Consider the following 23954-nt stretch of genomic DNA (forward strand, 5'->3'; position numbering starts at 1 on the left):
GGGGGTAGCTCTGTCCGACGACGTGGGCGCGGCCCACGCTCGCACCCTTTTGGGGTCGGCCGGAGCCTTCCGGGGACTGCCACTCGTAGACAGCGCTCGCGTAACCGTTGGTGCCGAACGGCACTAAGCTCAGCAGCTCCGCTCGCACCTCGACGCCGGATTCATAAAGCTCCGTCATCTTCTTGAGCTCCGCTCCTTCGCCTTTGATCAGCATCAGCCGAAGGAGCAGAAGGCTGCGTTGCGTCCAGGCCGACGCCGATGCCGAGGGCCGGATCGACTGGAGCATGGTCAGCGTCGATTCCACGACCTGCCGCGCTCATCAGCCCGCGGCTGGCGCCTCCACCCGCGCCCCGAAGATCCCGGGTCGGCGCAGGAACCCGGGCACGTCACCGATCCGATGAGGCCCTGGGACGCTCGCGAGGCGGACTGACAAGCACGATCCACCTCGCCGGGGGAAGGCGGGTGCCGCCCGCTCGGATTCGTCATCACGTCCGGCCAGTGGGGCGACGCACCGCAGATGATTTCCACCCTCGAAGCCATCTGCGTGCCCCGACAACCTGGCGGTCGACCGCGCACCCGCCCCGACCACGTCGGGGGCGATAAGGCGTGCTCATCACGCCGCAACCGGCGTCACCTGCGCAGACGCCAGATCAAGCACACGATCCCCGAGCCGAGAGACCAGCGAGCCAACCGCCGACGCCGCGGCAGCCAAGGCGGCCATCCCAACGGAGCCGCGCAGGGCCGGGCCGACCGCAACGTGATCCGGGTCCGGCCATGCGGACTCGTTCGAGTGAATGCAGCACATGGGCGCCTTCCCGTTCCGCCCATTGCGTGAGGGCCGCCCGCTGCTGTCAGCCCGTGGCCCCGGGCAGAGCCGTGAAGGTCGCGCTGGCTGAGCGCGAGGACACTGCCCCTTCTACTGCGAGTTCTCCGTCGATGGAGATCGTGCACTGGAGCCAGCCGTCGGGATGTCCGGGGTTGGACGTGATGATCGTGAGCATGGGCATCGCGTCGATACCCGCCATCACGACGCTCTGCTTCCACGGTGCGACGCAAGCCTTGACCTGCTTCTCCTCGCCTTTGAGAAGGTCGCCGGTGGCATAGGTCACCTCGAAGGAGCCTGTGCCGGTTACCTCATAGGTGACTTTGGTCCCGCGTTGGCGCCGGAAGGGGTTGTTCATGTGTGGCCCCTGCGAAAGCGGACAAGGTGAAAATCTGGATCATCGTCGCACACACGGCACTTCGGCCCGAGGACAGGACCGCTTGAGATGCAGGCCTTTCTCGTCCTCGGTGACGTCGAAGGTGACGACCTCGCCCTTCGGTCTGAGCCCGCGGAGGTGCATGCTTGAGCCCTTGGCCGGGTCTTCGCAGCGCGGTGACGGGCAGGCAGCGGCGAACGGCGTGCGCATGGCCGCCGTAACCGCCATGCCCGCCGTCCCCCCTCGTCGAGGTCGGGCAGGGCCTGCCCACTCTCCCGGATTCACCTGATGTCAGCGGACCTCGATTCCGATCAGGCAGGTGTCGTCGTCGGTATCGGAGGCGCTGTACGTCAGGACGCTGTCCAGCCGCTTCTCCAGCGTGTCAGCGGAACGCGAGGCGACGGCGAGTAGCTGAGCGAGCGAGTCGGTAACGGCGATGTCTCTGCGTTCGACGAGTCCGTCCGTGTACATGAGCAGGATGTCGTCCGCTTCGAGCTGCACCTCTTCCTCCGAGAACGTCTCGTCAGGCAGGGCTCCGAGCAGCAGCCCGGCGCTGAGGGGGAACGACTGGGCGTGGGAGCCCCTGACCAGGACGGGTGGCAGATGGCCGGCGCGCGCCCACTGCAGGGTGCGGGTCTTGGGGTCGAAGAGGGCGCAGACGGCGGTGGCGGTGAGGTTGCTCGTGAGGTGGAAGGCGACCTGGTTGAGCCAGCCGAGCAGTTGCGCCGGGCCGGCGCCGGTGACGGCGAGGCCGCGCAGCGCGTTGCGCAGGACGACCATGCCGGTGGCGGCCTGGATGCCGTGGCCGGCGACATCGCCCACGCTGAGGAGGATCTTGCCGTTGGGCAGGACCACCGAGTCGTACCAGTCACCGCCGACGAGGGATTCCGATTCGGCCGGTCGGTAGCGCACCGCGATGCGGATGCCGGGTACTTCGAGGGGCGCCGGGGCCGGCGGCATGATGGCGTGTTGCAGTTGGAGGGCGAGGCGGCTGCGGTCGGCGGATTCTGCCTCGGTGTCCGCGAGCTGATCGCGGGTGGCGGCGAGCGCGACCTCGGTCCAGTGCTGGGAGGAGACGTCCTGGCAGGCGCCGCGCACCGCGTAGAGGCGGCCCTGGTCGTCCAGGACGGGTTCGGCGACCATCCGGATGTGTCGGGTGATGCCGTCGGGCCGTTGGAGGCGGAACTCTACGGATGATTCACGCTGGCTGTGCAGGATGGTGCGCAGGAAGCGCCCGATGGAGTTGACGTCGTGGGAGTGGGCGTGGGCGGGGAGGTCTTCGAGGGGGACGGGGGAGGCGGTGATCGGCAGCCCGAACAGGGCGAACAGCTGCTCGTTCCAGCTGATCTCTCCGCTGTGCATGTTCTGTTCGAAGCCGCCGACCCGGCCGAGACGCTGTGCGTGCTGCAGCAGGTTGGCGAGGCGTACCTTCTCGTCCTCGATCTTCCAGATGAGGAGGAGGGCGGAGGCGTGCCGGCTGATGCGTACGTCGGCGACGGTGGTGAGGGGTACCTCTCCGACGAAGGTGGTCAGGGTGGTGCGCAGTGCCTGGCAGGCTTCGCCGGTGGCGTAGGTCCTTTCCAGTTTGTCGAAGAGCCCCGAGTCCTCGGCTGCCGCCGGGTAGATGTCGAGGAAGTGGCGGCCGGTGATCATGGAGCGGGGCCGGCCGGCCGGGTCGATGAAGCTGTCGTTGACGTGGTGGATGCGGAAGTCGGCGAGGCGGCCCTGGGCGTCGAGAACGGGTACGAGGACGAGGACGGTGTCGTCGATGTGGCCCGCGAGGTCGGTGAGTTCCGCCAAGGCTGCGTGGTGCGCGGCTTCGGAACCGTCCGGGGAGCTGTGGGGCGACTGTTCTTCGAGGGTGTGGGCGCACAGCTCGGCCAGCGCTTCGAGCTGGCGGATGATCTGTACGGGCTGCGGGGGCAGGGGCTGGGGCCAGCCGATTTCCAGCACGCCGTGGATGCGGCCGCCGGTCCCGGCGGGGATGACGACGCGGCCGCCGTCGGGGTGCTGGCGCCGCCCGATGGTGGGGAGACTGGCTTGGGAGAGGCTGCTGACGACGGAGAGCTCGCGGTGGGTGAGGGCGAGCCGGGCGCAGGTGGCGACCTCGGGTGGGACGTAGCGCCAGCGCTCGGCGTCCTCCGGCGTGAAGCCCGCCTGGCCTGCCAGGGTGAGCGAGGCGTCGGCTCCCGCGACCCAGATGGCGACCCCGTGAGCACCGAGAGGGGCGAGCGCGTTGTCGAGGAGCGCCGCGGCGACGGCCGGGCTGTCACCCGCCGCCAGGGCGCGGCTTTCCGCTGCCCGCAGCCGGATGGCCGGCGTCGCCCCTGGAGTCGCCTCGGCGACGGCGGTGGCGAGGAACTCCTGCGCTACCTCGCTGACGCGATCGCGGGCCGCCTGGTTGATGACGTCGACGGCGAGTGCGAGCAGGGTGGTTCCGGACTGTGCGGCAAGTTTGGCGAGCTGCCTCGACGCCTCGGCCGGTCCGCATCCCAGGCTCCCGACGAGGATGCCCTTGGCGAGCTCGACCAAGGCGCGGCCGTCGGCTGCGGATTGGGCTTCCAGAGCCTCCTCGCGCAGGCGCTCCACGGTCGCCGCAAGCCGACCGGCCTCCGGGTTCGTGGAGGTCTCCGGCCGGGTGCGCTGCGCCGGACCGGGTCCGCCGTGTACGGCTTCCGTGCCTGCGTCCGCGCGGGGAGAGGCATGGGTGTGGGTTGTTCCGCTTTTGTCAGAAGTGGTGTTCACCGTGTCGGTCGCTATTCCTCCGTAGGGCGGTCGGACTGGTCAGGCCGGGGCGGAGCCTGAGGTGTTCTGGGCCGGCAGCCACCGGCGGAGGCGGGTGATGAGGTCGTTGGCGTCGACGGGCTTGGTGACGTAGTCGTTCGCGCCGGAGGCCAGGCTCTTCTCCCGGTCGCCGGGCATGGCCTTCGCGGTGACCGAGATGATGGGGAGATCGATGTATTCGGGCATGCGCCTGATCTCGGTGGTTGCCGCGTATCCGTCCAGTTCCGGCATCATCACGTCCATCAGGATCAGGTCGATTCCCGGGGTGCGGGTGAGGGTTTCGATGCCTCTGCGGCCGTTCTCGGCGTGCAGGACGTGCATCCCGTGCAGTTCCAGGATCCCGCTGATCGCGTAGAGGTTGCGCGGGTCGTCATCGACGACAAGGACCGACCGGCCGGCGAGGCTGGCGTCGACGACGGCGTGTTCGGGGGCGGCGGCGTGGCTGTCGGCGTGCACGAGGGTGGGGACGTCGCCCGGGCGGTCTGCCGACAGGTGCAGGGCGATGCGCTCGCGGAGCTCATCCAGGCTGGAGAGCACTTCCAGCGGCAGAGCGGCGGCGCGCTCGGAGACTTCCGCCTGCTGCTCCCTGGTCATACGCCGGTTGTCGTGGGCGAGGACCGGCAGGGAGGCGAGCGCGCTGTCCCCGGCGAGGGCCTGCAGGAAGCGCAGCCCCTCCCCGTCGGATCCGAGTTCGAGGACCACGCAGTGGAAGGGTGTCTGTGCCAGTACGGCTGCCGCGTCCGCTGCGGTGACGGCGGTCACGACCTCGGCGCGATCGGCGGGCACGGTGACCGCTCGACCTGCGGTCAGGTCCCCGGCCGCGCTTTCGGCGACGAGGCTGAGGAGACCGTTGCTGCGCTGCTCGATGACCAGAATGCGCCGGGGATGACGCTCTTCGAGGGCCTCCTGGGCAGCGCCGTCCGACTGCTCGAGCTCTGCGCCTGCGGGCTCCGCGCTCTCGAGGGCAGCCGGTGCCCCTTCGGTGAGTTCGCGTCCCGAGACGGGGAGGTAGAGGGTGAAGGTGGAGCCCTTGCCGACCTCGCTGCGGGCGGTGACGGCGCCGCCCAGGAGGCGGGCGATCTCCCGGGTGATGGACAGGCCCAGGCCGGTGCCGCCGTACTTGCGGCTGGTGGTGCCGTCGGCCTGCTGGAACGCGGCGAAGATGGCTTCCAGCTGCTGCTCGGCGATCCCGATACCGGTGTCGATCACGCGGAAGGCGACCACGGATCCGGCGTGCGTCAGCTCGTCGGGGAGTTCGGCCGCCCTCGCCGGTTCGATCTTGAAGTGGACGCGGCCGTGTTCGGTGAACTTCACGGCGTTGGACAGCAGGTTGCGCAGGATCTGCTGCAGCCGGGCGTCGTCGGTGAGGATGTCCACCGGCACGCCAGGGGTGGTGGTGATGTCGAACTCGAGGCCCTTTTCGCTGGTCAGCGGCCGGAAGGAGGCTTCGAGGTAGGTGAGGAGCTGCTTGAGGGAGACCCGCTCGAGGTTGACGTCCATCTTGCCCGCCTCGACCTTCGACAGATCGAGGATGTCGTTGATGAGCTGCAGGAGGTCGGAGCCGGCCGAGTGGATGATGCCGGCGTATTCGACCTGCTTGGGGGTGAGGTTGCGGGTGGGGTTCTGCGCGAGCAGCTGGGCGAGGATGAGGAGGCTGTTGAGCGGGGTGCGCAGTTCGTGGCTCATGTTCGCGAGGAACTCGGACTTGTACTTGGAGGCCAGCGACAGCTGCTGGGCCCGGTCCTCCAGTTCCTGCCGGGCCTGTTCGATTTCGAGGTTCTTGGCCTCGATGTCGCTGTTCTGGCTGGCGAGGAGGGCTGCCTTCTCCTCCAGTTCGGCGTTGGACCGCTGGAGTTCCTCCTGCTGGACCTGGAGTTCCTCTGAGCGTGCCCGGAGCTCTGCCGTGAGCCGCTGGGACTCGCCGAGGAGCTCGTCGGTGCGGGCGTTGGCGACGATCGTGTTGACGTTGACGCCGATGGTCTCCATCAGCCGGCCCAGGAAGTCGCGGTGCACGGGCGTGAAGGGGGCGAAGGAGGCGAGCTCGATGACGCCCAGCACCTGGTCCTCGACGACGATGGGCAGGACGATGAGGTGGGCGGGTGCGGCGTGTCCCAGGCCTGAGGAGATGAGGTAGCCGGCCGGTACGTTGTCGGTGGTCAGGATGCGGCGGCTGCGGGCCGCCTGCCCCACCAGGGTCTCTCCGTGCCTGACCCGCAGGGCAGCCGGGCTTTCCGCCGGCCGCCCGAAGGAGCCGATCAGCGTGAGTCCTGCCTGACCGTCGATCTCCTCCCCGAGGTAGAAGGCGCCGTAACTGGCGTCGACGAGGGGGGTGAGTTCGTCCATGACGAGTTCGGCGACGACCGCGAGATCGCGGTGGCCCTGCATCAGGCCGGAGATCTGGGCGAGGTTGGACTTCAGCCAGTCCTGCTCCTGGTTGGCCCGGGTCGTCTCCCGTAGCGAGCCGACCATGGAGTTGATGTTGTCCTTGAGTTCGGCGACCTCGCCGGAGGCGTCGACGGTGATCGAGCGGGTCAGGTCGCCCTCGGCGACCGCGCTGGCGACCTCGGCGATGGCCCGGACCTGGCGGGTGAGGTTGCCGGCCAGCTCGTTGACGTTCTCGGTCAGCCGCTTCCAGGTCCCGGACACCCCCTCGACCTCGGCCTGCCCGCCGAGCCGGCCCTCGCTGCCCACCTCACGCGCGACGCGGGTGACCTCGGCCGCGAACGAGGACAGCTGGTCGACCATCGTGTTGATGGTCGTCTTCAGCTCCAGGATCTCCCCACGGGCGTCCACGTCGATCTTCTTCGACAGGTCGCCGTTGGCGACCGCCGTCGTGACCAGGGCGATGTTGCGGACCTGACCGGTGAGGTTGTTCGCCATCGAATTGACGTTGTCGGTGAGGTCCTTCCAGGTCCCCGCCACGTTCGGCACCTGGGCCTGACCGCCCAGCCGCCCTTCGGTGCCCACCTCACGGGCGACCCGGGTGACCTCGTCGGCGAACGCCGACAGCGTGTCGACCATCGTGTTGATCACACCCGCCAGCGCGGCGACCTCGCCCTTCGCCTCCACCGTGATCTTCTGCGACAGGTCGCCCCGCGCGACCGCGGTGGCCACCTGGGCGATCGACCTGACCTGTCCGGTCAGGTTCGACGCCATCACGTTGACGTTGTCGGTCAGGTCCTTCCACGTGCCCGACACCCCCCGGACCGTGGCCTGACCCCCCAGATTGCCCTCGGTACCCACCTCACGGGCGACCCGGGTGACCTCGTCGGCGAACGCCGACAGCTGGTCGACCATCGTGTTGATGGTCTCCTTCAGCTCCAGGATCTCGCCGCGGGCGTCCACCCGGATCTTCTGCGTCAGGTCGCCCTGGGCGACCGCGGTGGTGACCTCGGCGATGGAGCGGACCTGGGCGGTGAGGTTGTCCGCCATGAAGTTCACCGAGTCGGTCAGGCCGCGCCAGGTCCCCGAGACGCCCTTCACGTCCGCCTGCCCGCCGAGCCGGCCGTCCGTGCCCACCTCGCGCGCCACGCGGGTGACCTCGTCGGCGAACGCGGACAGCTGGTCGACCATCGTGTTGATCGTGGTCTTGAGTTCCAGGATCTCGCCCCGCGCGTCCACGCGGACCTTCTGCGAGAGGTCGCCCTGCGCTACGGCGGTCGCCACCTGGGCGATGGAGCGCACCTGGGAGGTCAGGTTGCCGGCCATGAAGTTCACCGAGTCGGTCAGGTCGCGCCAGGTGCCCGAGACGCCCTTCACGTCCGCCTGGCCGCCGAGGATGCCCTCGGTACCCACCTCCCGAGCCATACGGGTCACCTCGCCCGCGAACGCGGACAGCTGGTCGACCATGGTGTTGATGGTGTTCTTCAGTTCGAGAATCTCACCGCGGGCGTCGACGGCGATCTTCTGGGAGAGGTCGCCCTTGGCGACCGCGGTGGTGACCTGGGCGATGTTGCGGACCTGGTCGGTGAGGTTGCCGGCCATGAAGTTCACCGAATCGGTGAGGTCACGCCACACGCCGCCCACTCCGGGCACCTCGGCCTGGCCGCCGAGCCGGCCCTCGCTGCCCACCTCGCGGGCGACGCGCGTGACCTCGGCCGCGAACGCCGATAGCTGGTCCACCATCGTGTTGACGGTGTCCTTCAGCTCCAGGATCTCACCCCGGGCCGCCACGTCGATCTTCTGCGAGAGGTCGCCGCGCGCCACCGCCGTCGCCACCTGCGCGATGTCGCGGACCTGGGTGGTGAGGTTGCCGGCCATCGCGTTCACGGAGTCCGTGAGATCCGCCCACGTACCCGACACCCCCGGTACCTCGGCCTGGCCGCCCAGCGTCCCCTCGGTGCCGACCTCACGGGCGACGCGGGTGACCTCGGAGGTGAACAGCGACAGCTGGTCGACCATCCCGTTGAAGACCGTGGCGATCTCCCCGAGGAGACCGTCGGCCTCGTCAGGCAGCCGTGTGCCGAAGTCGCCGTCGCGCACCGCCGTCAGGCCGACCAGGAGCTGCCGCAGCTCCGGCTCGCCGACTTCCCCTACCGCCGTCGCGCGTGATGAATCAGCCGCCCTGGCCATCGCAGTCCCCACCTCTCGTGCTGCCCACGGGACACACCCGCAACCCGCAAGTGTCCCACCGCGTAGTCCATCACATATGTCGGGCCCTTAGAGCCAGAGGTGCACAAGTGTGCGAACGCTGCCCTGGAGTGCCGCAGGGGAGGGGGCACTCCAGACGCCACCCGGCCTGGTACGGCGAAAAGCCGATGTACGGCGCCTGAGGGGCGCAGAGAGGCCGGGGCCGGGGATGCGCCGGGAGGAGGCTGGACCGTTACTTTGGAACGTGGTCTTCCGCGGGGGACCGTGGGTCTGACCGGAGGCGGGACCCCCCTAAATCGGACATGCACTGTTCTTGTAGGGCAAACCAGACGAGCAAGTCCCCTCGCGAGGGGGCACCCCTTCCCTCGCGATACGGGAGGGCGTCAGGGCCGCGAGCTGGCGGTCAAGGGGTCTGCCTGTCTGCCGTTCTCGCTGATGAACTAGGGTGCGTGCCGTGGATATGCGAGCGACTGTCGAGGACCTGACGGAGGAAGCCGAACGGCTGATCCGCGAGCGGGCGTGGGTCGTTGCCCCCGCCGACCGTGACGTCGCCGCGAAGGCCGCCGCCGACCTGCTAGCAGCCATCGGCACCTCGCAGGCCCAACAGGGCCTTCCTGCGGTCGAACGGCTGGGACATCTGAGAGAAGCGCTGGCCGCCCTGGCCATCGCCCTCGCCCACGTCCACGGACGCATGGCATGGTTCCTCGGCGCAGCTGCCACAGCACTCACCCCCGTCCTGCACTGGCGCGCCCTGCCCGCCGAAGACGCCTCCACCTTCGGTGCCGTCACCCCGACCCTCCAGCAGTACAAGGAAGCCGAAGACGCCGTCCGCCGGCTGCAGCGCACCCTCGCCGGCATCACGGTCGCCTGACCCGACCCCGACTCGGTCGAGCCCTTCGATTCCGGGATGCACGTGCGGTACACGCGGCGCCCAAGCCGAGAACGGTGATCGAGGCAGCTGAGAGCGACAGTGTCGCCTGGGCTCCGAGCACGGTGACCAGCGGGCCACCCAGCGCGGTGCCAAGCGGGACCGAGAGGGTGCGGACCGCTGAGCTCGCTGCCAGGGCCTGAGGAAGCGACTCACGGGGAGCCGAGCGCTGAAAGAGGGTGGTGGAGAGCGCGGCATATGGAGGCCAGAGCAGGCCGACGACGGCGAAGCCCCCGATAGCTGCGGCCACCGGCGCTCCCAGGCCGACCGGGAGGAGAAAGGCGCCGAAGGAGACGACGATGCCGATCGCGGTCGGCCACATCGGCAGCCGGCTCAAGTACCCCGTCATCAAAGAGCCGATGACGGCACCGCCGCCGAAAGCGGTGTAAAAAGCGGCCAGCACGACGGCGGGCTGGTCCAGGTCGTCCGACACGTACAACGGCAGGGCCACGTACACGGGACCGAACAGGAAGAAGAAGACAAAACTCAGGCTGAGCAGTCCCAGCAGAACCGGCGTGCGTCGGATGACGGCCAGACCTGCGGTGCGTGAATCTTGCTGCTCGGGGTCGGGTGCGCTGTCTTGCCGCACACCGGAAAGGAACGTGATGCCGAGCACGAGGAAGGTCACCGCGTCGACGGCGATCACGGTCGCTGCACCACCCCAGGCGATGAGGGCGGCGGCCAGTGGCGGTCCGATGACGTTGGAGAGCGAGCCGACACTGGAGAGGACGGCGTTGCCGGCCAGAAGGTCGCGTTCCCGGAGGAGACGGGCCAGGATCGTGTAGATGCCGGCCTGACCCCACGAGTGCAGGACGGAAGAGGCTGCCAACAGTGCGACGTACAACTCGATGGTCAGCGTCCCGAGGGCGTGGCATAGAGGTATCGCGCCGAGGGCAGTGGCGCGCAGCAGAGCGTCCCAGCCGACCAGTTGGGCCGGGGAGCGACGCCGCAGTAGCCGCGCCAGGACGAGTCCGCCGACGGCACCCGGGACGGTGTAAGCCGCCGCAGCCAGTGCCACCCACATGCCGTGATCCGACGCTGGTGCGAGTTCGATCGCCAGCCAGCTCACGGCGACCACCGCCATGCCGTCGCCGAGGGAGGAGACCGTGAACCCCGGTAGCAGACGTCGCAGCGTCGGGTGTGTGAGCACCGGCCAGTAGGGCGAGGCACGGATCATCCGGGTTGCTGTCACAGGCACAAAGTCTCCAAGGGCTGAGGGATCTTCACCCCCTCACATGTCCAGGCACCGTGCCGGCAGCGCAGCTTTCACGTTAGGCATAAGAGGCCGCGCGGATGGGCGCGGTCATCAGCGGCGATCCGGGCAGTTGTCCCAGCAGTGGGGCGTCCATGCCGGCGGCAGGGCGGGCGCTCGGGCAGCAGCGCCGCGCATTGGTCCCGGAGCGGGTCGGTCAGCCACGATGGCGGGGCGGGCACAGGCCTGCCCCAGCAGTCACAGAGCGTCGCAATGAGAGCCACGCTGGCCAGCCGCCACCAACCCGTTGCAGGCCATCTGGACGCGTCATGGTTTCCCCCAACGGGTGGGCTCGTTGTCCCCGGTGCCTTCCGGCTCAGAGCCGAATGGCGGGAGCAGGACCCGACTTCCGACAGGTGAAGAGAGTGCCCATGCGCAAGACGATGGTGACCACACTGGTGGCCTTGGCCGTGTCCGCCACTGGATTGGCGTCGCAGGCGCCGGCCAGCGCCCAGATGTCGGGGGCCGTATCTGCCAGCGCGCAGGAGGAGGTCCTCCTGACGTATGCCGAGCCGGTCAGAGAGGGACAGGAACGCATCACCTGGCGATGGACGATCTCCAACGATGGCCAGGCGGTGGACGAGGTCGTGGTGACCCACCGCGTATCGCCGGTCATGCCCGTGTCGTTCAGCGCGCCCTGCGAGGGCACGGCGGAGAAGATCACTTGCAAGCTCGGTGAGCTCAAAGCAGGTGAGAGCTGGGAGGGCGAGATCGTCGCGGAAGTGCCCGAGGGCCAAAGCGGGACCGCCGAGATCAGGGGCACCGTCACCTGGAAGGAAGGTTCCGCAGCCGAACCGGTTGCCTGAACCGAAGCACGACAAGCCGGCTGCTGCTCAGCAGCTGGCATCGTCCGTGCCGACCGCTCGGCACGGACACACTCGGCTTGTCCGTGCGGGAAGGCCGGCCGCTGGGCCTCACCAAATCCTTGACGGGCCTCGAGGGACGGGGAGGGTCCATCGGTCTGGTGGTGAAGGAGGAGCGGCCTCGTCATCGCGCTCCGGGGTCGGGAACCGGCCATGTGTGGAGGAGTTTTCGTGAAACGTCGGACTCGGCCCGCCTGCGTGCTGGAGCATGCTGATTACGGCCTCGCTCCACGGAGGCGGCGGCGTCTGACCGCAGGGAGACACGGATGAAGCGTTCGACGAGGCGGTTACGCAAGCCACAGCTGCTGGGCGTGGGAGTGATGACGCTCCTCCTCGGCCTGGTCGCCGCCCCCACCGCGCAGGCGGCCCCGGCCCCGGCTGCCGCTGCCGAGCAGTGCACCGGCAGCTGGGACGGCAAGACGTATTGGGCCAAGGATCCGGCCGGCCGCAACGGCGGCGGCTACGCGCGGACGTACTGGAACAGCTCGACCAAACGGAACTGTGCGAAGTTGTGGTCCAGCCCGTACGACGGGCTCGCTTCCCACATCACCCTGGCGATCTTCGACGAGGGCGGCGACTACTCCATCGATCCGCCGAAGGAGCACCCGGCCGACTATCACTACTACGCCGGCCCCATCTACACGTGGTTCGAGGCGACCGGCCAGTGCATCCGCCTGAGCGGCTCCCTGGTCCGAGGCGGAGTGACCTACCGGCTGGAGACCGGGCCGATCCGGTGCGGCTGATCCGTCACCGTCCCACCTGACGCTATGGCGGCCCATCATGAAGGGCGGGCCGCTACCGCGGTGACCGGGGTCCTCGCCCTAGACCGTGCCCGCCCCCATCGCGCACGCGCTCGCCGCGCAGCCCGCCCCAGCTGGCGGCGTGCCGCAGGTACCCACGGGGGACGACCGGGAGCCGCTTACCGCGCCGGTGTTCCTCAACCGGCCGATTGCAGCGCCTCCGGCACCGCAGGGGCGTGTACACACGCGCTGCTGGCCGAGCTGGTGGGGATGCGCATACGTCGCAGCAGGTCCCGTGTCGTGCGCCCGGTCAGGGTGCTGCGCCAGGTGATACCCGGGTGGCGGGACCGCAGGTGGGACAGGGCGCGGGTGGGCAGTCCGCTGGCCAGGAAGCGTGCGTCGATGTCGACGCCGGTGATCACACCTTCTGCGCAGCTGGTGCAGAGCCGGTAGTGGACCTGGCCGACGACCTTACGGACGTGGACCAGGAGCAGGCACTCCTGCCCGGGACCGGGGTCGCCTGGGATGCGGGTGGAGAGGAACTCGATGTCGCGGTACGCGAGGATCCGGCGGCGCAGCCGCCTTGCGAACCCCTCGCGGCGCCCGTGCCGTGCTGCGCGCGGAGGCGCTTCGTGGGCGGGCGCGGGGGTGGCACGGAAGAGGGCGCTGGTGGGGCGTGCGTGGTCTCCGGACATGCACTGCGTGTGCCCAGACATCTGCCCCTGACGCACCCGCGGTGAGCCGGTGTGGCGGTGGCTTGCTCCACGGTCATCCTGTGCGCCCTCGTGTGCTCCTGTACGCCCACGTCTATCGATCATGGTGGGCTGCTGGAGGAACATCCGCGGGCCGGTCCTGACCACGCGCCGCATCGGGGGTCTGTCGTCTGGACGGCGCCGGTGGGAGCTACCAGCGTGATCCGAGGCGGAATCGCATCTCGTCCGCCATCGTCGTGGGCGCACCGGATCTTCTCGCCGAACCGAACGCGGCCGGCCGCCTCGACTGGGCAGGGCCTGCGGTGGACGGCTTGCACATCCGCACGAAAAAAGGGGAGCCGACATCGGGTTGTTCGTCCGTTCTCGCTCTGTTCCGCGAGCGTTCGCTCACCTCGCCGACACCGTCGAAACCACAGCCCGGCCCCGGTGGGGAGAACTGGCTGCTCCCGGAGCGCCAAAGCGAAGGGCTTGTCTCAGTTCTCTGCCGTCGCGGGCGCCGGATCCGAAGAGTGGGACGTTTGAAAACGCATACGCGGTGCAGACGATCGCTGACACAACCTTTAGACATCGAGGTAGGAGACGCGTCATGGGCATTCTGGCTTGGATTCTCATCGGGCTGCTCGCGGGCCTCATCGCGAAGGCGATCATGCCGGGCAAGGACCCGGGTGGCATCATCATCACCATGCTCATCGGGATCGCGGGCGGTCTGCTCGGCGGCTGGCTCGGCAAGGTCATCTTCGGCGTCGACTCCATCGACGGCTTCTTCGATCTCTCCACCTGGATCGCCGCCATCATCGGATCCGTCATCCTCCTTGCCCTCTACCGCCTGGTCACGGGCAACAAGCGCCACCACAGCCACGCCTGACCCACGCCTCACCACCGCATACGGCAAACGGCTCCCCCTCACCCGAGGGCGGAGCCGTTTCGTCCTTCCCGGAACCTGCAGGGCCCAGCCTGATACGGAGGCCGGCCTGCCCATGGGACTCGACCTCTGCTGGCACCGGTCATCCCCGGACTGGCGCGGGGCTGGCCTCGGTTCTCACGCGGCCGCGGCATTCCGGAGTCGTCGAAGGCCACGTCAACCGGATCGAGATGCTGAAACGCCAGATGTTCGGCCGAGCAGGCTTCGAACTCCTCCGCAAGCGCGTTCTGCTCTACTCCTGCTCTTGCCGTTCAGCCTTCAGCCTCCGGCAAAGGTGAGTCGTTTTCGGCGGCGAGGGTGACCTGGGCGGTCCATGACCAAGGCTCCTGGGGCGGATCCCAGTTCACCTCGACGTCGGTGTCGTGGAAGTCGCGCGCGAGTTCCGTTACCATCACCGCCGCAGCGGCCCGCGCCTCTTGCGGGTCGGCGTTGATCGGCACGTCCAGCCGTCCGCAGAGATTTCCGCTTGCGGTGAGGACGCTGGTGCGCCATCCCTCCGGCGTCGCAAAAAGAAAGATCCCCTTCGGAACGCCCCAGGCGGGCCGCTTCTTCTTCTCCTTCTTGCGTCTCACCATGCCGTCTATCCAACATCGTCGCGTTCATGGTGATGAGGGTGGGTGGAGGATCAACCGCCGCAGCACGAGTTTGTGCCGGCCTTGCGCCGCAAGCCGAACCTTCAGGACGGATCGTCGATGAGCCCGAAGCCTTCCGGGAACTCCTCCAGGAACGCACGGCGAGCGGGGTTGGTCTCGGCAGCTGCCATCGTCCCGAGCAGGACGATCAGCTCCTGCTGCTGATCATTCGGCAGCGTGCTGATCATGTGGGCGACGCCCTCCATGATCCGTGAGCCTCCACGGAAAGTGGACCAGAATCCGAGATCCAGCAGCGATTGTTGGTCAGCGCTGAGAACGGTCTGCGGCCGACAGAACCGATGTTGCTGAGTTTCAGAGGCAACGTCGGTACGGCAGTTGACCATCTCGCGCGATACGGGACTGCGTTCAGGTGGGCCACGTACCGAGCGCGTGGGCCAGTCGGTGGCTCTGGTCTCGGGTGATGCCCTGAGCTATGCGTGTTCCGCACCGAGGGCTTCCTGGCTTGTCGCAGTAGAGGATGCCGGTGAAGGATTCCTCGCTGCCGGAAAGCGGGGATGCGGGTGGCAGCGACCATCCGGCCGGCTCCCAGTACGGATGGTCCACAAGCAGGGCTTCGACTACTCGGTGGGTTTCCGTCTCTGGCGCTCCCGCCCACGTGAGCGAGCCGCGAAGCGTATCGGCCGCGTCGGTCGGCAGTTCGCTGTCGCCCAGGGCGGGCAGGAGAAGGAGCAGGCGGGCGTTCGGGTCGTGGACTCCGGGGGCGGTCGGATCAGGCGTGCGAGCGATGTGGATCAGCTCGCGCCACGACAGGCCGGGGCCGGCCTGGTGTCCGTCGAGCGTGGCCAGATGTCCGAGCCGCCCCCACGAGGGGTGCGTCATAAGGTATTCGGTCCCCGCGTCGTCGGCGAGATTACGCGCCAACACGACGGCGCTGTGGCCTCCGCGGAACGGGATTCGGAACACGGGCCATCGCTCCTCGTCGGCCAGCGCCTCGTACGCAGCATCGGCGTCAGCCTCGTCCGCGCCGAACCACGCCGGGTCCGGCTCGTCCTCCTCCGTTTCGCACAGCCACATCAGGTAGGCAGCCCAGAACCCCGGCAGAGACAACAGCTCCTCCCCGGCGACCAGCGGGGCATCCTCATATCCGTCGATCAGCACCCGGCCAGGGTGCCAGCCACCGCCGACAACCTTCCCACCGCCCCTGTACCCAACGACAGGTGTCGCTACTTCTCACTACCTCCTGCAAGCGATGAAGCCCACCGTCGTGGCCAACCCGATTGCGTCCATCGACGGCGCCTCGCCTCTAGTTCGGCCTGCGGGTGAGGGACGCTGGCCAGCGGCTCGTCGGTGTCGTGGTCGACCCAGGCGCCATGTGGGTACCAGCCGCCCGCGAGGAGTGTGGCGATGGCGGCGGCCTTCGCCTCGTCGCGGTCGCCTTCGGACGGGACGTGGAGGGTTTCCTCCACCTCCGTGGTCTGGTACCCGAGCAGCCCCGTGACCTGCTGGCCACCACCCAACCCGTTTCGCCGGGTCGGCTCATGGCGAGCTGCGGCCGCTGCTGGAGGGGTGGCGGCTTTCAGGGGGGGCGTGGGTGGCCGGGCCCGGAGCTCAGGAGCGGCCGGGCCCGGCGGCAGAGGGCGAGTGTGCCCGTCAGAAGGCGGGGGTGGGGGAGGGGGCGCAGGGTCTTCAGGAGGGCGGGGGTGGGGCTCCGGGGTCTTTGCGGTCGCGGTCGTCCTTCGTTTCCCGCGGTGCCTCGTCCTGCGCCGGGCCGATACGGATCTCGAAGTCGCCCGCGTACTTCTCGTGGCCTGCGATGACGGCTTCCTCCACCGCCTCCTCGGCGAGTTCGCCGCGGACGATCAGCGGGTCCTGGCGCAGGTCCCGCAAGAGGGCCCAGCACATGCCGATCATCACCAGCGTGAACGGGGCCGCGACGAGGATTGTCAAGTGTTGCAGGCCCGCGAGGGCGTCGCCCTTGCCCTGACCGACGAGCAGCATCACGGCCGCCACGCCACCGGTCACCACGCCCCAGAAGACGACGACGAAACGGGCGGGTTCGAAGGTGCCCTTCTGGGAGAGGGTGCCCATCACGATCGACGCCGCGTCGGCGCCGGAGACGAAGAAGATGCCGACCAGGATCATGACGAGCAGGCTCATCACGCCGGCGATCGGGAACTCCTGAAGCACGCCGAAGAGCTGGGCCTCCGGCGTGGTCGCACCGCTGAGGTTCCCCTGCTCCTTCAGGCGCATGGCCGTACCGCCGAAGATGGCGAACCAGACCAGGCTCACGGTGCTGGGCACCAGGATGACGCCGCCGACGAACTGGCGGATGGTGCGGCCGCGGCTGATGCGGGCGATGAACATGCCGACGAACGGCGTCCAGGAGATCCACCAGGCCCAGTAGAAGACCGTCCAGCTGCTCAGCCATTCGGCGACGTCACCGCCGCCGGTGGACGCCTCGGTGCGCCCGATCAGCTGGGGCAGCTCGTCGAAGTACGCGGCGAGGGAGGTGGGGATCAGGTCGAGGACCAGGATGGTGGGGCCGACGACGAACAGGAAGACGGCGAGGATGACGGCCAGCACCATGTTGATGTTGGAGAGCCACTGGATGCCCTTCTCCACGCCGGAGACGGCCGAGAAGACGAAGCAGACGGTCAGCACGCCGATGATGGCGACGAGCAGGCCCGTCCCGGCCTTGCCCAGCCAGCCCACCTGGTGCATGCCGCTGCCGATCTGGAGCGCGCCGAGCCCCAGGGACGTGGCAGAGCCGAACAGCGTGGCGAAGATCGCCAGGATGTCGATCACCCGGCCGGGTCCGCCCTCGGCACGCTTCTTCCCGAGGAGCGGGACGAAGACGGCGCTGATCGTCTGCCGCCTGCGGCGCCGGAAGGTGCTGTACGCGATGGCCAGGCCGACCACCGCGTAGATGGCCCACGGGTGCAGCGTCCAGTGGAAGAGGGTGGTGGCGAGCGCCGTCTGCATGGCGTCCGCCGGGTCGGCGGGGTCGGTGCCGGGCGGCGGAGTGGTGTAGTGCGCCAGGGGTTCACTGACGCCGTAGAACATCAGGCCGATGCCCATGCCGGCGCTGAACATCATGGCGACCCACGAGACGGTGCTGAACTCCGGCTTCTCGTGCTCCTGGCCCAGCTCGATCCGTCCGTACCTGCTGATGGCGAGCCAGAGCGCGAAGACGACGAACCCCGAGGCGACCAGGACGAACGCCCACCCGCCGTTGTGCATCAGGCCGTTCAGCAGGGTGTCGGAGACGCTCTCCAGCGTGCTGGTGGCCGTGGCACCCCAGATCACGAAGCCCAGGGTCAGCACGGCGGTCACGCCGAAGACCACCCGGTCGGTGACGGGCGCCTGGTCCTCGTGCGGGTGGCGGCCGGGCAGAGCCGCCTTCACGGGCAGCCGCAGCCGTTGCCCCCGTTTACGTTGCTCCTGAGTCACAGGCGGTACCTTTCGCGATCACGGCCGATTTGGCTCCTTGTATCCCGTATCACGGCGCGCACACATGTCCCGGCACCAACAGGCATCGAGCGGTCGCCCCAAGGGAGCCGATAGGCCGCACGGGTGTCGAGGAGGAACGGCAGGGCGCGCCGGCCGATCGAGCCCCGCCCCCACCGGCCGGTTCCTGGGGCTCTTCGGCGCCGCCGGACTGCTCGAAGGCGCCCGCGACAGCCACGAGACGGGACCCGCTTCGAGTACACCCACTTCGACCTCCTCGCCGAGCACATCAGCTCGCTCAGCTTGACCGCCTTTCACATCGTGGGAGTCATCGGCGCGTAGCCCGAGGTGGAGCCAGAGCCGGACCAGGTCCTCCTACGGAAGGTCCCAGTGGGCGCCGAAGGCGCATTCGGGAGTACTTAACGGGGGTGGGCGACGAGAAGGAGGAGCTCGTCGACGTTGGCCGCCGGCGTAATCTCCACGGGGTGAGACCGAGCTTCTCGACCGCGTCGCGGAACAGGACCCGGTGACCCCCCACAGTCGCACTGGGGGCGCTGCCCCTCGTAGAACAGGGTGCACACCCATCCGGATTCACCGGCGCGGGCTAGGTCCAGGACGAGCGGGGTGCCCGCGTAGTCGGTGAAGGCTCGGTGCGCGGATGTTCTTCGCCGCCCCCGGCGCTTCGGTACGGGGCGCCGCCTCAAGCTGGAACTCGGTCCGCAGTCAGTGCAACTGGTCGGACGTCAGCTCGCCATCGGACAGGCATCGGAGTGCGGGCCAGAGCATGGCAGGACTTCCTTCGTGCTTGGATGGGCAGGGCAGGGCCGTTCCGTGATCGTGGCTTTACGCCCCGGTGCCGGTGGTTTCCGGCGGTCCCAGGTGGATCGGGTTGCTCCAGGCACGGCCCCCGGCGTCGTCCTCGACGGTGACCCGGCAGTACCCCTGGCCGAACATCGCCACGGGCAGTGAGCCCTCCGTCAGGGCGTCTTCCTCCAGCACCTGCAGGCCTGGGGCGCCTCCGGTGACCAGGATCTTGCGTACCGGCGAGCAGCGCACCGTGATGCGGCCCTCGTCCATGCGGATGTCGTGCAGCTCGGGGCCGGTGCTGGAGTAGTAGTGGCCGGCCTTGAGCGCCGAGAGCAGGGCTTGCGGGTCGAGGGACTCGGCTCTTACCTGTACCCACGCCGCGCACCCCGGCGGATCCTGCGGCTGGAAGTGGGCGTCGTCGGCGGCGTAGGCGTTCAGCCGATGCCCGCGGTTGAGCAGGACGTCCGTCAAATGCCAACTGTCGCCCCGGTGCTCCCGGTCCGCGAGCGCGTTGTAGACCTCGACGGCGTGCGCAGCGTCCAGGCTCTCGGCATCGTCGATGCTGAGCAGCGAAGCCGCAGGGTGGGCCATGCCGATGAAGGCACCCGCGGCCCGCGCGCGGCGCGCCAGTTCGGGCCCGGTCTCCGCAGGCGCGGGAGGCGCGAAGCTGAGCGGCAGCCCGACGGCGACGATGTGCCACTTCGGCCCCGCCTCGGTGCGCGGGGCGTGAAGCTCGGCCCCGAGCAGCGTGGTGAAGCCGGGGGTGCGCAGGGATCGGGTGTCCGTCAGCGGGAATCCGTACTCGGCCCGGAAGTGGTCGGTGATGGCCAGGAAGTCGTAACCGGCCTCCCGGTAGCGACGCACCACCTCCGCCGGGGAGAGCGCACCGTCGGACTGGTCCGAATGGGTGTGCAGATTGCCCCGCCAGAAGCGGCCGGGTTGATCGAACGGCAGATCCAGCACAAACAACCCCCGTGCGCGACGTGACCAACTCGCGTTCACTGTAAGAGACTCTGACAAATAAGTATGACGAATGCGGCCCGGGTGGGAGTGGTACGCCGGGATCTCAGCCGGCAGTACGGGGCTGAGCTGGCCCGGCGGGCGCACCGTCACCTCCGCTGCGGCTCTGGGCGAGAGGACGGGGTGGTTCCACATGCGCCTGCGGACCGAGCGCCAGCCCGGCGTGGATCGGCCCGGTCCTGGGCCTGCCCGCCTCGACCATGCACCCGATCCTGGCCCGGCACGGCCTGAACCCCCTGGGCTTCCTCGACCGGCCCACCAGGCAGGTCATCCGCTGCTACGAACGGTCCCGGCCGGGCGACTTGGTCCACGTCGACATCAAGAAGCTCGGCAACAATTCTGACGGGGGCGGCCTTCGATCACAAAAGACCTTCCGTGCGGTCGCGACCCGTTACGACAAGAGGGCCTACGTCTTTCACGGGACGGTCATCGTCGCCTCGATCCGGCTCTGGCTGCGCACCTGAGCCTCGCTCTCCTCTACTCGAGGAGGCGTTCCGCGTCAGGCGGAACCCCGGGAAAGGGGACGTCGGGCCACCGTGCACCGGTTGGAACATCATCACACCAGCAGGTGAGCGCCTGCAGACCGGCGTCCTCGGATATGGGCGCGTCCAGGTCGTCGGCCACGTCGAGCGCCCAGATGAGGGTGTCACGGACGATGCCTCGCTACGGGCTCCGGAACGAGCTCGGCTTTGAAGCAGGCCGACACGGCTTTTCGGGCACGCGTGTTACGCGTCGAAACCGGGGGCTGCGGGCCTGCCGGTAATGGTGTCGGGAGCGGTCTCCGCGGGCCCCCGGCCGCCCTCCGGCAACGGTTCGCGACCCTTGGGACGGCCTCCTCCAGACAGGCTCCCACCCGCCCGCCCACGCCTTCGACGCATAGGGTCTGACCTGGTGTTCTCTGTCGATCTGCCTAGGCTGGGGACTCCGCTGGAAACACCGCTGGAGGGGACTTCATGAGTGACGCCGCCAACACGTACGACGCCAGCCACATCCAGGTGCTTGAGGGGTTGGAAGCCATCCGGAAGCGGCCCGGGATGTACGTCGGCTCGATCAGCGAACGTGGGCTGCATCAGATGGTGTTCGATGTCGCCTACCGGGCGGTGAACGAAGTCCTGGCCGGCCGTGCCAGCGCCGTCGACGTCACGCTCACCCCCGACGGCGGCGTGCGTGTCGCCGACGACGGGCCGGGTATCCCCGTCGAGGCAGCCGGGGACACCGGAGGTCCCGGCCTCGAAACCCTGCTGACCTCCATGCACCCCGGGGCCGAGCCGGGCGGCCGCCACGCCGTGGCCACGAGCCTCTTCGGCGTCGGGCCCTGCGTCACCAACGCCCTGTCGAGCCGCATGACAGCCGAGGTGCGGAGCAAGGGAGTCCACTGGGTCCAGGATTACGCGCGTGGCGTCGCGCTCACCCCGCCCACCGTCGCAGGACCGACGACAAGAAGCGGGACCACCATCGCCTTCTGGCCCGACACCGACATCTTCGGGACGGCGGAATGCTCCTTCGTCGTGCTCTCGGAGCGGTTCAGGGAACTGGCCTTCCTCAACCGAGGCCTGGACATCGCGCTGACCGACGAACGCCCCCCGGGCGGTTCCCGGTCGGTGCGGCACAGTTTCCCGGGTGGGGCTCGGGACCTCGTGGCCTTCCTCGATGCGCAGGCGGGAGCGCCCGTTCACCCGCAAGTCATCGGCTTCGAGCGGGAGGAGCCACGGATGGCCGGGACGGTCGAGGTGGCCCTGCGGTGGCATGTCTCCCGCGAGGAACGGCTTCAGGGTTACGCCAACAGCGAGCCCACCCCCTACGGCGGCCGGCACATGGAAGGCTTCCGCGACGGGGTGGCGGCCGCGGTCAACGCGCACGCGCGAGAGCGGCGGCTCCTCGCTGAGGCGGGCCCCGATCTCAGCATCGACGAGATCTGCGAGGGACTGACGGCGGTCGTGTCGGTGAAACTGGACCGGCCCCAGTTCTCCGGCTCCACGCACGGCGTGCTGGACGGTGGTGCCCCAGTGCGCGCCGTCGTCGCGGAGGCCGTACGGGAATACCTCGACACCTGGGTGGAGGGACACCCGGAGCATGCCGCGGCCATCGTCAACCGGATCATCCAGGGTGCACGACGGGATTGAGGGGCTGCACATCACCCCGCTGCCGGTTCCTGAACTTGGGCGCGGGGTGATGTGCAACCTGCCGCCCGTTATCTACGGAGCCCGTCCGGTCGCCGCGCCAACTAGCCTGACTCCCCCCTTGTGTTCAGCGTCACGTGTTCGTAGATGGCTGGCGTGCAGTGGTCTCCGCCTCGTCCAGCCAGTCGCTGTACCAGCGGGTGAAGGTAACCGGTTTCCCCGTCTCGTCGAGGAGCGGGGCAAGGTCGGCTTCGTCTGCCCGGCAGTCGGACCAGATGGTGCCGCGGTGGGTTCCGCTGATGATCAGCCACTCCCTTTGTGCGCAGCCCCGGTGGGAGATCACGATGGCGCCGGCGGTGCGTTCGGGGGCGAACATCAGGGTTTCCCAGCGTTCGTCCCATGCTTCGATGGCGTCGTCGAAGTCCTCGATCTGGTCGAAGGCCTCTTCTTCGGGGCGTTCAACGAGCAGTGCGTCGAGGGATTCGGGGTCCGGGCCGTGCTCAGGGAAGGGCCGGGCGAGCATGGCCAGGTCGGCCAGGTCGGCGCCGTCTCCTTCCCAGCGCCAGCGGCCTTGTACGCGGCGCACGGGGAAGAGGCCGTATGCGGGACCTGCGCCGCCGGCGCCCACGCCGGTGAGGAAGTCCCGGTAGTCATCCGGCAACCGCACACCCACCTGCGCTTCGAGTTCGGCAAGGGCGTCGTCGTCCAGCGCGTCTTCCAGGACCCACCTGTGCCCGAGCGAGCCAAACACCTTGCCGCTCGACGGCTGGGCAGCCAACTCGGCTACACGCTGGCGCACACCGCTCCACTGCTGTTCAACCATGCGCAGACCGTACGCGCAGCCAGTGACAGCGGAAGCAGCCGGGGCTGCCACACGCCGACAGGCCAGCTACGACGCCAGCCTGATCGGGTACGGCCTCGGGACTGGTAGGCCCCCATGTTGAGGCGTCGCGGGTTCCAGCTTGGACGGCTCTCGTTGGCCACTCTGGGTGGCGAGGCCAGTGTTCGTGGTCCGTCTTCGGACGGATAGGTTCACCGTGGTGTGTTCGAGCCACTTCTGGAGGGGTCACCGGTGGACATTGTCGCGATCATGGAGGCGCTGGCCGAACAGGGCATAACCGTGCTGTTCAAGGCTGATGCTGAGCGGATGGCAGAGAGGCGGAAGCCCTGGACGTTCGTGGCCAGTGGCGCTCCGTTGCGTGACGACATCCTCGTGCGCACCGATGCTGCGTCCGTGGAGCAGTGCCTCGAAGCCTGCCTGCCCCGCCTGCGTGAACTGGGCTTTTCGCTGCCCGAGTGATGGGAGTGGCCCCGTAAAGCGACATGCTGGTTCACCGTGTGTGATCACCGGGGGCGTATCGGCTCCCGGTCCCGCCAGCTTCGGTGACCAGGCGGGTGGTGGTCTTGTCATGGTGGCCGAGAGCCCGAGCGGTCAGGGGGTCCGGGGCTTGGAGGACGAGCTGACGGATCGCGGAGGTCCTGCTGGGCTGCGGAGGGACGCCGGTCTCACGCAGGTGCACTTGCAGGCTGACCGGGTCCATCGGCTGTCCGGGCTGACGGCCGGAGAACAGCCACTGTCAGCTCCTGCTGCTGGCGTAGGGCAGGTGCCGGTGGGAGTGCAGGTAGGCCCGCATCAGCTCGGCGACCGGGCTCGGGTAGCTGGGACGGCGGTCTCCCAGCCGGACGGTGCTGACGGTCTCGTCGTCGCTAGTGAGGCGGACGATGCGGCTGACGGGTTGCGCATAGAGGAGAACGAGGGCGCCGGCGACCCGGGCCCGCACGGGCAAGGAGTCCTCATTGAGGACCCGGCGGAGGATCGCGAGCCGGCGGTGCTGGTGCAGCGGTTCCGAGTCCTGAGTGATGACCGCGGGCGGCAGCGAGAGGCGGGGCATCCGGCCGGTCTTCACGCACCACCGCAGGAATGACTGGGACGGGCAGCGGGTTGCCAGGCTCTCGCTGTGCCCGCGCCCGCATCC

The 23954-nt window shown here is 68.8% G+C and carries 18 protein-coding genes and 3 pseudogenes; 9 read left to right on the top strand and 12 right to left on the bottom strand.

From position 1 onward, the window contains the following. Positions 1–227: 227 nt before the first annotated feature. A pseudogene (locus tag ACF059_RS31040) lies at positions 228–730 on the top strand (IS5/IS1182 family transposase); the annotation flags it as partial. Positions 731–851: 121 nt separating this feature from the next. On the opposite strand, the gene ACF059_RS31045 reads toward ACF059_RS31040, so the two are convergent. The 3 genes from ACF059_RS31045 to ACF059_RS31055 form a co-directional block, all read right to left on the bottom strand. Beyond that, complete coding sequence (locus ACF059_RS31045; protein WP_392063750.1) at positions 852–1181, bottom strand: hypothetical protein; 330 nt, start codon at positions 1179–1181, stop codon at positions 852–854. A 309-nt stretch (positions 1182–1490) separates the two neighbouring features. Further along, positions 1491–3944, bottom strand: a complete 2454-nt coding sequence (locus ACF059_RS31050; protein WP_392063753.1) for a SpoIIE family protein phosphatase — start codon at positions 3942–3944, stop codon at positions 1491–1493. Positions 3945–3983: 39 nt separating this feature from the next. Next, positions 3984–8555 carry a HAMP domain-containing protein gene (locus ACF059_RS31055; RefSeq protein ID WP_392063756.1) on the bottom strand — a complete coding sequence of 1524 codons (4572 nt, stop codon included), beginning with the start codon at positions 8553–8555 and terminating at the stop codon, positions 3984–3986. A 478-nt stretch (positions 8556–9033) separates the two neighbouring features. Between ACF059_RS31055 and ACF059_RS31060 the strand changes: the two genes are divergently transcribed. Further along, positions 9034–9444, top strand: a complete 411-nt coding sequence (locus ACF059_RS31060) for a hypothetical protein (protein WP_392063760.1) — start codon at positions 9034–9036, stop codon at positions 9442–9444. On the opposite strand, the gene ACF059_RS31065 is transcribed toward ACF059_RS31060, so the two are convergent. Continuing rightward, positions 9431–10693: an MFS transporter gene (locus ACF059_RS31065; protein WP_392063763.1), complete on the bottom strand. Its 1263-nt coding sequence runs from the start codon at positions 10691–10693 to the stop codon at positions 9431–9433. The two genes, ACF059_RS31060 and ACF059_RS31065, sit on opposite strands and share 14 nt — an antisense overlap. Positions 10694–11124: 431 nt before the next feature. Here ACF059_RS31065 and ACF059_RS31070 point away from each other — a divergent pair, with 431 nt between their 5' ends. Beyond that, a complete protein-coding gene (locus ACF059_RS31070) occupies positions 11125–11559 on the top strand; it encodes a hypothetical protein (protein WP_392063766.1) in 435 nt (144 codons plus the stop codon). A 323-nt stretch (positions 11560–11882) separates the two neighbouring features. Continuing rightward, positions 11883–12359, top strand: coding sequence for a hypothetical protein (locus ACF059_RS31075; protein WP_392063769.1), 477 nt, complete (start codon positions 11883–11885; stop codon positions 12357–12359). Between the two features lie 194 nt (positions 12360–12553). On the opposite strand, the gene ACF059_RS31080 is transcribed toward ACF059_RS31075, so the two are convergent. Beyond that, the gene (locus ACF059_RS31080; protein WP_392063772.1) at positions 12554–13051 is read right to left on the bottom strand and encodes a hypothetical protein; all 498 of its coding nucleotides are present in this window, start codon (positions 13049–13051) and stop codon (positions 12554–12556) included. Between the two features lie 604 nt (positions 13052–13655). On the opposite strand from ACF059_RS31080, the gene ACF059_RS31085 reads away from it, so the two are divergent. Further along, entirely contained in the window at positions 13656–13934 is a 279-nt protein-coding gene (locus tag ACF059_RS31085; RefSeq protein ID WP_392063775.1) for a GlsB/YeaQ/YmgE family stress response membrane protein, read from the top strand. Between the two features lie 308 nt (positions 13935–14242). On the opposite strand, the gene ACF059_RS31090 is transcribed toward ACF059_RS31085, so the two are convergent. From ACF059_RS31090 to ACF059_RS31110, 5 genes are all read right to left on the bottom strand, one after another. Further along, complete coding sequence (locus ACF059_RS31090; RefSeq protein WP_392063778.1) at positions 14243–14566, bottom strand: hypothetical protein; 324 nt, start codon at positions 14564–14566, stop codon at positions 14243–14245. Between the two features lie 101 nt (positions 14567–14667). Next, entirely contained in the window at positions 14668–14811 is a 144-nt protein-coding gene (locus ACF059_RS31095; protein ID WP_392063781.1) for a hypothetical protein, read from the bottom strand. 178 nt (positions 14812–14989) lie between these two features. After that, entirely contained in the window at positions 14990–15742 is a 753-nt protein-coding gene (locus ACF059_RS31100) for a hypothetical protein (RefSeq protein WP_392063784.1), read from the bottom strand. Positions 15743–16270: 528 nt separating this feature from the next. Then, entirely contained in the window at positions 16271–17995 is a 1725-nt protein-coding gene (locus ACF059_RS31105) for a BCCT family transporter (RefSeq protein ID WP_392063945.1), read from the bottom strand. A gap of 879 nt (positions 17996–18874) precedes the next feature. Next, the gene (locus ACF059_RS31110; RefSeq protein WP_392063787.1) at positions 18875–19801 is read right to left on the bottom strand and encodes a CehA/McbA family metallohydrolase; all 927 of its coding nucleotides are present in this window, start codon (positions 19799–19801) and stop codon (positions 18875–18877) included. A gap of 215 nt (positions 19802–20016) precedes the next feature. Between ACF059_RS31110 and ACF059_RS31115 the strand changes: the two are divergent. From ACF059_RS31115 to ACF059_RS31125, 3 genes and pseudogenes are all read left to right on the top strand, one after another. After that, positions 20017–20217, top strand: a pseudogene (locus ACF059_RS31115) (IS481 family transposase); the annotation flags it as partial. A 6-nt stretch (positions 20218–20223) separates the two neighbouring features. After that, a pseudogene (locus ACF059_RS31120) lies at positions 20224–20322 on the top strand (IS5/IS1182 family transposase); the annotation flags it as partial. Positions 20323–20811: 489 nt separating this feature from the next. Further along, positions 20812–21981: a DNA gyrase subunit B gene (locus tag ACF059_RS31125; protein WP_392063789.1), complete on the top strand. Its 1170-nt coding sequence runs from the start codon at positions 20812–20814 to the stop codon at positions 21979–21981. Positions 21982–22111: 130 nt separating this feature from the next. On the opposite strand, the gene ACF059_RS31130 is transcribed toward ACF059_RS31125, so the two are convergent. After that, positions 22112–22801, bottom strand: a complete 690-nt coding sequence (locus ACF059_RS31130; protein WP_392063791.1) for an SMI1/KNR4 family protein — start codon at positions 22799–22801, stop codon at positions 22112–22114. A 249-nt stretch (positions 22802–23050) separates the two neighbouring features. Here ACF059_RS31130 and ACF059_RS31135 point away from each other — a divergent pair, with 249 nt between their 5' ends. Further along, a complete protein-coding gene (locus tag ACF059_RS31135; protein WP_392063794.1) occupies positions 23051–23278 on the top strand; it encodes a hypothetical protein in 228 nt (75 codons plus the stop codon). A 277-nt stretch (positions 23279–23555) separates the two neighbouring features. Here ACF059_RS31135 and ACF059_RS31140 read toward each other — a convergent pair whose 3' ends face one another. After that, positions 23556–23870: a hypothetical protein gene (locus tag ACF059_RS31140; RefSeq protein WP_392063797.1), complete on the bottom strand. Its 315-nt coding sequence runs from the start codon at positions 23868–23870 to the stop codon at positions 23556–23558. Positions 23871–23954: the final 84 nt, after the last annotated feature.

This window comes from Streptomyces sp. NPDC016562 (assembly GCF_043076955.1).
Lineage (GTDB): Bacteria > Actinomycetota > Actinomycetes > Streptomycetales > Streptomycetaceae > Streptomyces.

Coding starts and splice junctions, on each gene's coding strand:
- ACF059_RS31060 (WP_392063760.1), top strand. CDS start 9,034: ATGCGAGCGACTGTCGAGGACCTGACGGAGGAAGCCGAACGGCTGATC.
- ACF059_RS31070 (WP_392063766.1), top strand. CDS start 11,125: ATGCGCAAGACGATGGTGACCACACTGGTGGCCTTGGCCGTGTCCGCC.
- ACF059_RS31130 (WP_392063791.1), bottom strand. CDS start 22,801: ATGGTTGAACAGCAGTGGAGCGGTGTGCGCCAGCGTGTAGCCGAGTTG.
- ACF059_RS31055 (WP_392063756.1), bottom strand. CDS start 8,555: ATGGCCAGGGCGGCTGATTCATCACGCGCGACGGCGGTAGGGGAAGTC.
- ACF059_RS31095 (WP_392063781.1), bottom strand. CDS start 14,811: ATGATCAGCACGCTGCCGAATGATCAGCAGCAGGAGCTGATCGTCCTG.
- ACF059_RS31090 (WP_392063778.1), bottom strand. CDS start 14,566: ATGGTGAGACGCAAGAAGGAGAAGAAGAAGCGGCCCGCCTGGGGCGTT.
- ACF059_RS31085 (WP_392063775.1), top strand. CDS start 13,656: ATGGGCATTCTGGCTTGGATTCTCATCGGGCTGCTCGCGGGCCTCATC.
- ACF059_RS31045 (WP_392063750.1), bottom strand. CDS start 1,181: ATGAACAACCCCTTCCGGCGCCAACGCGGGACCAAAGTCACCTATGAG.
- ACF059_RS31125 (WP_392063789.1), top strand. CDS start 20,812: ATGAGTGACGCCGCCAACACGTACGACGCCAGCCACATCCAGGTGCTT.
- ACF059_RS31140 (WP_392063797.1), bottom strand. CDS start 23,870: ATGCCCCGCCTCTCGCTGCCGCCCGCGGTCATCACTCAGGACTCGGAA.
- ACF059_RS31080 (WP_392063772.1), bottom strand. CDS start 13,051: ATGTCCGGAGACCACGCACGCCCCACCAGCGCCCTCTTCCGTGCCACC.
- ACF059_RS31075 (WP_392063769.1), top strand. CDS start 11,883: ATGAAGCGTTCGACGAGGCGGTTACGCAAGCCACAGCTGCTGGGCGTG.